The following is an 8,564-nucleotide window of genomic DNA, read 5'->3' as shown; positions in this document are numbered from 1 at the left end:
GGGGGCAGGGGGCACGAATGAAACTAAATCGTCCGGATTATCCGTCAATCACTTTGTTGTGGCGGGAAGACGCTACTATCGTCTCGAGGTTGTTTGCTCTCATTCCGACCAGGAGGTCATTGTGCGATCCATATTTGTTGGTGTTGTAACCGGGGCAACATTGTTCGCCGCAGCTCCGGTATTCGCGAGTGATAGAGGGGGCGGTGACTACCACGGCAGTCCCTTGGCAAGTGCCGCAGTTTCGAAGGCAGGCCTTGGTGAGACCAACCCTGCCGCCGCAGACATCAGCGCCGATCCCGCTTGGCAGGTGTATGCCTTCCAACGCGATGGCATGGTCTACCTGCAGGTCAACGATCTGACCGGGCAGGTAAAGCTGATCATCGGCAATGCCGCTGGTGCGTACTTTGCATTGCCTGCCGGCAAGTCCGCAGCACTTGTTTCGCTTCCCGGTCAGCGACTCACTGTTCCATCCACTGCAAAGCGTTCCGAGGTGTATCGTGCGCAGGACGTGGTACTGGTGCGGTATGCCACCGCGGATGGCGACATCTGGTCTGTCGAAACACCGTAGCGCCCGGACCGGAGGGCTTGAGGCGTGCGAGCGATCAAAACCGCTTGCACGTTTCCGCGACCACGCTCAAGGCGGGGGCAAATGCCTGCTATCGAAACAGAAGTCAGTAGACCTTGTCATTCAAGCCTGAGCGCGTGAGGGACCCGCTTCGAGTCCCGAAAGGCTGTTCCGGGCATCTGATGAAAAAGCATCCAGAGGAGCGGCTGTACCCGTTTCCTTCATTGCCAGCACGATGCGATTTCGGTTGCATTTCAGTGTGCCGCCGTAGGCAAGCGTCCTGCCGGCCAGTCGTTCCATCGCGGCGGCGGCGGTTGTGTCCGAAAGGCGTTGATGTTGATCCAGTAGTGATACCGCTATCAGGATTCCACGATGCGAACCCGTCCGTCCGCAACGCGCCCGCACGTAGATCTGTCCCGTTTCACCCTGGATCAGCAGTGACACCGCATCTATCACAGTGCGGTAGGCAGCAAGCTGCAGTCCGACACTGAGTTGACAGGGGTCGCCAAGCAACGACGGATTGGCGACGCGAGCCGTTCTTTCCCATGCTTCGCGAACGCCACCTGCTCGGAGGGCAACATAAAGGCCGAGCTGCTCCAGGGCGGTCGGATAAATCATGCTTGTCTGCTCGCGGAACTGGCGCGAATGAATCGACGCCACATGTACAAGGCTCTCCGCAATCGCATGATGGCCTTGTGCAGTAAGCCAGTTGATCACCTCATCAAGCGCATGATCAATGCCATCCCCAAGCTTCCGCAGATGCAACGCGCGTTCGCGAAGATCCAGCTCACTGGCGACATGGGAGCTCCGAGCAAGTCTGATGGCATTTTTCTCGCCGACCTCCCGCAGTCGATAACGGTGATAGTAGTGAGTGATCCGGGAGCCCAGTATGAGCAGTGCTGCGCCCGTGACGGCCATGATCTGCTGGGTCGCGAACGATGCAGGATCGAATGACTCAGGGTGAGACGAAGGTGTTGTCAGACCGATAATCATGTTCAGGGTCGGCACGCCGATGGCGGCGCCCCGCCACCCATATACGCATGTGAGAAGAACGGCGGGAAGCGCCATGAGGAGTTGCAGGGATACTTTTGTCGTCACAGCATCGGCAGGTACGTCCGCAGCCCAAAGGCCGAACACGACCATCAGCGCAAGCGCTCCTGCCATCTGTGCGATATCCCGTTTCCGGACCTGCACTTCAGCCTTGCCTCGCGACCACAGCAGCACAAGCGGCGCAAACGTGAGTATGCCTATGAAGTCACCTACTACCAGGCGGACGATTCCGGTCAACAGCGGAAAAGCGGGAGGTGTTGGCCAGAGGAAGTTCGCCAGAAGCAGGTTGATCAGTGTGACGGAAACTGCAGCGAAGGCAGCAATCGAGATGAGCCAAGCGTTCTTTACTGCCGAGATTACATTGCGATGGAGATAGACGATCGTCATTACAACCGGCATCTGGAACACCGAGCCGAGAATGACCCATGTCAGCCCGTACCGATCGATCATCGGCACTCGCATCTGTGCGAAATAGGCGTACTCGCCCAGCAGGAGATAGGGCCAAAGCCGAGGAGGGCAGAGCAGTACCGCGGCCACGCGTACACCAGCGGGCAGATAGAACTGATCAAGGGACAGCTGGCGGGTGGCCCAACAGGCAATGGCATACAGCACAGCCAAGGCAAGTCCTGCCGGATGGATGCGCAACTTCAGCTGCAGGCCTTCATTCCACCAATTCAATCGCACTACCCCTTCACAGTACGTTCCCTGTCAGCATCCATTCGCCGCGGGACCCGGTTCTTACCGACGGTATCGACACGCGTTCGATTATGCAATCACTGCAGCGCAGCGCCGGGCAAGTGAGAAAATCATCACATGAATTGCCGTGGCGACGGGTTTCACAGTTTTCGAGGCAGCTGATTCAGGGGGATCCCTGATCAACTCACCACAACGCATCCCGCAGCTTGTACCACGACATCGCTGCCACCAGCAGCGGCATCCGCAGCAGCCGCCCACCAGGGAAGGGCGCATGCCGCAGGCGCTGGAACACGTCCAGACGCTCGCTCTGGCCGGCAATCGCGGCGGCGATCACCTCGCCGGCCAGCCCGGCGGCGGCCACCCCATGGCCGGAGAACCCCTGCGCGAAGTACAGGTTGCCGTCCAGCCGGCCCCAATGCGGGGCGCGGTTGCGGGTAATGTCCACATAACCACCCCAGACCTGGTCCAGTGCCACGTCGGCCAGCTGTGGGAACACCTGGTGCATGCGCCGCTGCATCACCCCGCGCAGGCCGGGTGGGGGCAGGGCCGAGTAGCTGGCGCGGCCGCCGAACAGCAGGCGGTGGTCGTGGCTGAGGCGGAAGTAGTCCAGAGCCCATGCGGTGTCGGCCACGGCCATGTTGTTGCCGATCAGGGCCCGGGCGCGTTCAGCACCCAGCGGCTGGCTGGCGCCGATATAGGTGCCCACCGGCATGATCCGCCGTTCCAGCTCGGGCAGCAGGCCCTGCAGCCAGGCGTTGCCGGCCACCACCAGATGCGCAGCGCGCACACTGCCCTGAGCGGTATGCAGGGCAGGCTGCGGTCCGCGCTGCACGCGGGTCACCGCGGAGTTCTCGTGGATCACCACGCCGGCCGCGCGCGCCGCATCGGCCAGGCCGCGTGCATACGCCAGCGGTTGCAGGTGCGCGCTGAGCGGATCGAACATCGCGGCGCGGTAGCGCGGGCTGTCCAGCTGCGCGCGCAGGGCATCACGGTCCCACCATTGCATCGGGTAGTTGTAGTGGCGCTGCAGGTGCTCGCAGTTGCCCAGTAGTTCACGCTCATGGCGTTCACGGATGGCGACGCTGGCATGGCCTTCCACCCAATGGCAGTCGATGCCGTGGCGATCGATGCGGTTGCGCATCGCCTGCACTGCGTCGCGCGACCAGTCGAACAGGTGGCGCGCATCGTCGCGGCCGAGCTGGCGCTCCAGCTCGTCCACCTCGCAGCCATAGCCCACCAGCGCCTGGCCACCGTTGCGACCGGACGCGCCCCAACCGATCCGCTGCGCGTCCAGCACCACCACGCGCTGGCCACGCGTAGCCAGTTCCAGTGCTGCGGTCAGGCCGGTGTAGCCCGCGCCAAGCACTGCGACATCGGCCTGCACATTCCCCTGCAGCGAGGGCAGTGCGGGCGGCTCGTGCAGGCTGGCGGCGTACCAGCTGGGCGGGAAGGCGGCGCTCATCGCAGGCCTTGCGGGCGCAGTACGGACGGGCGGAGCGGGGGAGGGCGATCAGCGTTCACGCGCTTAGTTTCGCCGATGCGTGACGGCCATGGTGTGACGGCGACGACTTGCCGCGTTCGCCGGGCGACGGGTAACGTGTCGGCACGCCAAGGAGTTTTCCCATGCGCCGCCTGCCCTGGGTGGGCCTGCCCACCGACAGCACCGTGCTCGGCCATCACCGCTTCGCGGTGGCCGGCGAGAAGTACGTGCGCGCGCTGGCCGAGGCTGCCGAAGTGACCCCGGTTGTATTGCCGAGCCTGCAGCCTCCTTTGCCGGCTGGCGAATGGCTGCAGGGGTTCGATGGCCTGCTGTTGACCGGGGCGGTCAGCAACATCGAACCGCAGCACTACGAGGGCGGCCGCAGCTGGCCGGGCAATCCGCATGACCCGGCCCGTGATGCCAATGCGTTCGCGCTGCTGCGCGAAGCGCTGGCGCTGGACCTGCCGGTGCTGGCGATCTGCCGCGGCTTCCAGGAACTGAACGTCGCGCTGGGTGGCAGCCTGCATCCGCAGGTGCATGCGGTGCCTGGCCTGGCCGACCACCGCGAAGACCCGCAGGCGCCGGTGGAGGTGCAGTATGGGCCGGCCCACGCGGTCACCCTGGCCGCTGATGGCTGGTTGGCGCGGTGGAGCGGCAGTGACCGGACGCAGGTCAATTCGGTACACGGGCAGGGTATCGCCCGCCTGGCGCAGGGGCTCCAGGTCGAAGCCGTGGCCGATGATGGCCTGGTCGAGGCGGCACGCAGCCTGCACCATGATTTCGTGCTCGGCGTACAGTGGCACCCGGAGTGGCGTGTCATGGATTCGCCGTTCTATCACGCTATTTTCCGTGCGTTCGGCCAAGCTTGCCGGGAGCACCAACAGAACCGACTGGATTCCCGATGAGTTCCCGAACGCGCCCGCGCAAGACGGCTACGCCCCCCGCACCGCAGGAAAGCAGTCTGCTGCGTTGGCTGAAGGAGCGGCGCATCACCGAGGTCGAGTGCCTGGTGCCGGACATCACCGGCAACGCGCGCGGCAAGATCATTCCGGCTGACAAGTTCTCGCACGACTACGGCACGCGGCTGCCCGAAGGCATCTTCGCCACCACCGTCACCGGCGAGTTCCCTGACGATTACTACGACCTGACCTCGCCGTCGGACTCGGACATGATGCTGCGCCCCGATCCGGACACGGTGCGCATGGTGCCGTGGGCGGCCGATGCCACCGCGCAGATCATCCACGATTGCTACACCAAGAGCGGTGAGCCGCACGAGCTGGCACCGCGCAACGTGCTGCGCCGCGTGCTGGCGGCCTACGCCGAGCTGGGCCTGCGCCCGGTGGTGGCGCCGGAGCTGGAGTTCTTCCTGGTGCAGAAGAACACCGACCCGGACTTCCCGCTGCTGCCACCGGCCGGCCGCTCCGGGCGTCCGGAAACCGCGCGGCAGTCGTACTCGATCGATGCGGTCAACGAATTCGACCCGATTCTCGACCTGATGTACGACTACGCCGATGCGATGAAGCTGGACGTGGACACGCTGATCCACGAATCCGGCGCCGCGCAGCTGGAGGTCAACTTCACCCATGCCGATGCGATGGACCTGGCCGACCAGGTATTCCTGTTCAAGCGCACCATGCGCGAAGCGGCGATGCGCCACGGGGTGTATGCCACGTTCCTGGCCAAGCCGATGGAAAACGAGCCGGGCAGCGCCATGCACATCCACCAGAGCCTGGTGCGGGTGAGCGATGGCAGCAATGTGTTCGCCGGTGAGACCCATGCCGAGGGCGAGTTCAGCCCGGTGTTCGGCCACTACCTGGGCGGCCTGCAGAAGTACGTGCCGCAGGCGATGGCCTTCTTTGCGCCGAACGTGAATTCCTATCGCCGGCTGGTGTTCGGCGAGGTCTCGCCGAGCAACGTGCACTGGGGCTATGACAACCGCACCTGCGGGCTGCGTGTGCCGCTGGACACGCCGGAGAACATGCGCGTGGAAAGCCGTTTCGCCGGGTCTGACGCCAATCCCTATCTGGCGATGGCGGCGACCCTGGCCTGCGGCCTGCTGGGCATCCGCGAGCGGCTGGCACCGGATGCGCCGGTGACCGGCAGCGCCAAGGAACTGGGCTACAACCTGCCGCGCTCGCTGGGCGAAGCGCTGGACGGGCTGGAGCAGTGCAGCGAGCTGCAGGCGCTGCTGGGCGAGCGCTTCTGCCGCGCCTACATCTCGGTCAAGCGCAAGGAATATGAGACCTTCTTCCGCGTCATCAGCTCGTGGGAGCGCGAGTTCCTGCTGCTGAACGTCTGAGCATCTGGAATAGAAAAATCCGCCGCCGGGGGGTAGGCTGGCACCCGTCGCCGGCCCCGCCGGCCCCCCTTCCCGCATTCTGGAGCACCCGATGAAGCTGCGTATCCTCACGCTCGGCCTGGCCTCCGCCATGCTCGCCGCCTGCAGCGGTGGCAACGGCGGCGCGCAGGACAGCCAGGTCCTGAACGTCTACAACTACAGCGATTACATCGCCGAGGACACCATCCCGACCTTCGAGAAGGAGAGCGGCATCAAGGTGACCTACGATGTGTTCGACAGTGATGAGATGGTCGAGACCAAGCTGCTGGCCGGCAACAGCGGCTACGACGTGGTGGTGCCGACCCTGAACTTCTTCGGCCGCCAGATCCAGGCCGGTGTGTTCCTGCCGCTGGACAAGAGCAAGATCCCGAACCTGGCCAACCTCGATCCGGCGGTGATGAAGCGCATCGCCACCCAGGACCCGGGCAACCAGTACGGCGTGCCGTACATGATCGGCACCACCGGCATCGGCTACAACGTGGAGATGCTGAAGCAGCGCTTCGGCGGCAGCACCGACATCGCCAACAGCTGGGACCTGGTGTTCAAGCCGGAGAACATCAGCAAGATGAAGGACTGCGGCGTGACCATCCTGGACACGCCGGCGGACATGATCCCGATCGCGCTGCATTACCTGGGCCTGGACCCGCACAGCGGTGACCCGGCCGAGCTGCAGAAGGCGGCCGACCTGCTGAAGTCGATCCGCCCCTACGTGCAGAATTTCCACTCCTCGCAGTACGTGGGGTCGCTGGCCAACGGCGGTACCTGCCTGGTGGTCGGCTGGTCGGGTGACATCATCCAGGCCCGCGACCGCGCCGAGGAAGCCAGCAATGGCGTGCACGTGGCCTACTCGATCCCGAAGGAAGGCGCCCCGCAGTGGTTCGACATGCTGGCGATCCCGAAGGATGCCAAGCATCCGGAAGCCGCGTACGCGTTCATCAACTACCTGCTGCAGCCGAAGGTTGCCGCGGCCAACACCAACTTCATCCACTACGCCAACCCGGTGCCGACCGCGACCCCGCTGGTGGATGAGGCGATCCGTACCGACCCGACCATCTACCCGCCGGCCGACGTGGCCGACAAGATGTTCACCTATTCGATCAACACGCCGGAAACCGACAAGCTCTACACCCGGCTGTGGACCGAGGTGAAGACCGGCCGTTAAGCCGGTCTGGCGCCGCCGGGCCATGCCCGGCGGATTGCTTCATCCTTGGCCGGGCGCGGTACCGCCGCCCTGGTCAAGGTGCCGCAGGATCGCCGGCAACAGGTCACGTGCATCGCGACCGCCGTTGCACAGGAACGACGAACTCATCCGCTGCAGGTTGTGCATGCCGATGAAGAACAGCCCCGGATGCGGTGAAACGCCGAACTCGCCGAGCGGATAGCCATGTGCGTCCAGCACGCCCTGCACGTCCAGCCACGGCCATTCGGCGACGAAGCCGGTGGCCAGCACCACCGAGCGGATGCCTGCGGCCTGCAGATCCAGTTCACGCGGGGCGGCGTCCGGCTCCCAGTGCAGATAGACCTCTTCGGGAATGTAGCGGGCATCGTCGGTGCGCGGTTCGGGGCGCGTGGCGTAGTACGCGCTGGCCAGCGAATCGAGATAGGCATATTCGGTCCGTGTCGCCTCGATCGCGGTGCGCAGCTGCGGGCGCACATCGGCGAAGCGGGCGACATTTCCATCGAAGCCCTGCAACCGGCCCAGCAGCCTGATGCCTGCGCGGTGCATCGCCAGCAGGCTGATCGAGCTGCCCAGGCCGGCACGTCCCTTGCCGGAAATCAGCGGGAATTCGGCGGTGCGGGCCTTGCGCAGCGCATCCGGTTCTCCGGCCAGGACGGCGGCCGCTTCACTCACGTGCTGGTGGATGCGCCCGGCCATGTCCCACCAGGTCATCGAGTCCTTGCCGCGCAGCCGGCGGGTATGCGAATGCCGCTGGGCCAGTGACCAGTGCACGCTGCGACCGCTGTCGCGCAGGTCCTGGGCGATCTGCGCGCCGGACTGGCCGCCACCGATGACCAGCACGCCGCCGTCGGGTAGCTGGCGGGGGCTGCGGTAGTCGCCGGAGTGCAGCACCGTCAGACCCCGCGCGGGCGCGAACGGGACCCGGGGCATCCGCGCGCGGCGGTACTCACCGGTAGCGACTACCACCGCGCGGGCGTGGATCGGCCCCTGCCTGCTGTCGATGGCATAGCCACCGGGCCGAGGTGCGACCCGATGTACCCCGCATCCCTCGCTGATCGGCAACGAACGTTCGTCGGCATAGTCGCGCAGCCGCCGGATCACCTCCGGGGCCCCCATGAAACCTTCCGGGTCGTCACCTGCATAGGCATGGCCGTGCAGGGCCATCGTCGCGTTGGCGGTGTTGGTCTGGAACGAATCCCAGCGCCGCTGCCAGCTGGCGCCCACGGTTTCGGCCTCCAGCACGCGATGCTTGACG

At 65.0% G+C, this 8,564-nt stretch carries 7 protein-coding genes; 4 read left to right on the top strand and 3 right to left on the bottom strand.

Features of this window, described 5'->3' with window-relative positions; genetic code table 11:
* Positions 1–568, top strand: a 568-nt coding sequence (locus tag QRO95_RS24505; protein ID WP_343237346.1) for a hypothetical protein, incomplete at its 5' end; no start/stop codon positions are given.
* A gap of 120 nt (positions 569–688) precedes the next feature.
* Here the strand turns inward: QRO95_RS24505 and QRO95_RS24500 are convergent.
* Both QRO95_RS24500 and QRO95_RS24495 read right to left on the bottom strand, forming a co-directional pair.
* Positions 689–2,293, bottom strand: coding sequence for an MASE1 domain-containing protein (locus QRO95_RS24500; RefSeq protein ID WP_049399959.1), 1,605 nt, complete (start codon positions 2,291–2,293; stop codon positions 689–691).
* Positions 2,294–2,495: 202 nt separating this feature from the next.
* On the bottom strand, positions 2,496–3,773 hold the full coding sequence (locus QRO95_RS24495) for an FAD-binding oxidoreductase (protein ID WP_285303664.1): 1,278 nt from the start codon (positions 3,771–3,773) through the stop codon (positions 2,496–2,498).
* Between the two features lie 161 nt (positions 3,774–3,934).
* Here QRO95_RS24495 and QRO95_RS24490 point away from each other — a divergent pair, with 161 nt between their 5' ends.
* From QRO95_RS24490 to QRO95_RS24480, 3 genes are all read left to right on the top strand, one after another.
* Positions 3,935–4,696, top strand: a complete 762-nt coding sequence (locus QRO95_RS24490) for a gamma-glutamyl-gamma-aminobutyrate hydrolase family protein (RefSeq protein ID WP_285303663.1) — start codon at positions 3,935–3,937, stop codon at positions 4,694–4,696.
* On the top strand, positions 4,693–6,090 hold the full coding sequence (locus QRO95_RS24485; RefSeq protein WP_032127878.1) for a glutamine synthetase family protein: 1,398 nt from the start codon (positions 4,693–4,695) through the stop codon (positions 6,088–6,090). Before QRO95_RS24490 ends, QRO95_RS24485 begins: the two co-directional genes overlap by 4 nt.
* Before the next feature lie 91 nt (positions 6,091–6,181).
* Positions 6,182–7,291, top strand: a complete 1,110-nt coding sequence (locus QRO95_RS24480; RefSeq protein ID WP_032127877.1) for a polyamine ABC transporter substrate-binding protein — start codon at positions 6,182–6,184, stop codon at positions 7,289–7,291.
* 39 nt (positions 7,292–7,330) lie between these two features.
* Here the strand turns inward: QRO95_RS24480 and QRO95_RS24475 are convergent.
* Positions 7,331–8,564, bottom strand: a 1,234-nt coding sequence (locus QRO95_RS24475) for an NAD(P)-binding domain-containing protein (protein WP_285303662.1), incomplete at its 5' end; no start/stop codon positions are given.

This window comes from Stenotrophomonas maltophilia group sp. Smal13, from assembly GCF_030236855.1.
Lineage (GTDB): Bacteria > Pseudomonadota > Gammaproteobacteria > Xanthomonadales > Xanthomonadaceae > Stenotrophomonas > Stenotrophomonas maltophilia_A.
This window is presented reverse-complemented; position numbering and strand designations above follow the sequence as displayed.